Annotated in this window: 1 protein-coding gene and 1 pseudogene; both read left to right on the forward strand. The window is 67.8% G+C overall.

Features of this window, described 5'->3' with window-relative positions; translation table 11 throughout:
• Nucleotides 1–594, forward strand: a pseudogene (locus AB0O67_RS37335) (pyridine nucleotide-disulfide oxidoreductase); the annotation flags it as partial.
• A 262-nt stretch (nucleotides 595–856) separates the two neighbouring features.
• A complete protein-coding gene (gene msrB / locus AB0O67_RS37340) occupies nucleotides 857–1264 on the forward strand; it encodes a peptide-methionine (R)-S-oxide reductase MsrB (RefSeq protein ID WP_365460571.1) in 408 nt (135 codons plus the stop codon).
• The last annotated feature ends 108 nt before the right edge of the window (nucleotides 1265–1372 follow it).

A 1372-nucleotide genomic window follows, 5' to 3' on the forward strand; every position in this document is an offset into this window, starting at 1 on the left:
CTACACCCCGCTCTTCCTATCTCTCCTGGTGATGGGCTGATGGTGGTTGACACCTTCCATGTGACTGACGTCGCCGCCGGCTGGTTCTACGCCGTCGGCGACGTCAACCGACGAGCGCTGGTGACCCACCAGGGCAAGTACCAGGCCCGGATCGCCGGCGCCGTCATCGGCGCCCGGGCCAGGGGAGATCAGGTCGACGACGCGCCGTGGGGTGCGCACGTCGCCACCGCTGACAACGTGGCCGTACCGCAGGTCGTCTTCACCCACCCCGAAGTCGCCTCCGTCGGCTTGACCACTCGTGAGGCCGAGCGGAGCGGCCGGCGGATCAAGGTGGTGGACCACGACCTCGCGCGCGTCGCGGGCGCGCATCAGTACGCGGATGGCTACCGAGGTCAGGCCCGCATGCTCATCGACCTGGACCGTGACATCGTCGCCGGTGTCACCTTCGTAGGTCCTGGAGTCGCCGAGTTGGTGCACTCGGCGACGATCGCCGTCGCGGGCGAGGTGCCGATCGACAGGCTCTGGCACGCCGTACCAGCCTTTCCCACGATCGGTGAGGTCTGGCTGAGGCTGCTCGAAACCCATCGCGGTTAGCGGCACAGCCGGCTCTCGGCGCGGCCACCACCGCGCTTCCGGTGCAGGTGACAGGGGTCACGGCTGCGGTCAGGGGCTGCTGGAACAGCGCAGATCCGTTGACTGTTGAAGGACACGTAGGTGTCGGAAGGGACGATTCCCCGGCCCCGATCCCGGCTTGCAGCGGACGATCGAAGTCCTGCAATGCCGCCCGCCGCGAGGCGACCGCCCTTCACCACACCCCTTCCTCTTCCCGATACCGTCTGCTGTGAGGTTGAGTTCTATGCCGTACGACATCGAAAAGCCGGACGAGCAGTGGCGCGCCGAGCTGACCCCTTCCGAGTACGAGGTCCTGCGCCGTGCCGCCACGGAGCGACCCTTCATCGGCGAGTACACCGACACCAAGGTTCGAGGCGTCTACTCCTGCCGCGCCTGCGGCGCGGAACTGTTCACCTCCGCGGAGAAGTTCGACTCCGGCTGTGGCTGGCCCTCCTTCTACGACCCGAAGGACAGCGACGCGGTCGAACTGGCCGAAGACCGGTCGTACGGTCTGGTGCAGACCGAGGTCCGATGTGCTCGCTGCGGATCGCATCTCGGGCACGTATTCGAGGGTGAGGGCTTCCCCACCCCGACCGATCAGCGTTACTGCATCAACAGCATCTCGCTGCGTCTGACGCCCGACGAGAACTGATCATCGCGCCTGCACCTGTCCGGATGCCGCCCCCGTCGCTGCCATCTTGGCAGCGACGCGGGGGGGGGGGGGGGGCGCGGGTTCAGAGGGCGGGGGGGCCGCCCCCGG

It is taken from the genome of Streptomyces sp. NPDC086077 (genome assembly GCF_040686175.1).
GTDB lineage: Bacteria > Actinomycetota > Actinomycetes > Streptomycetales > Streptomycetaceae > Streptomyces.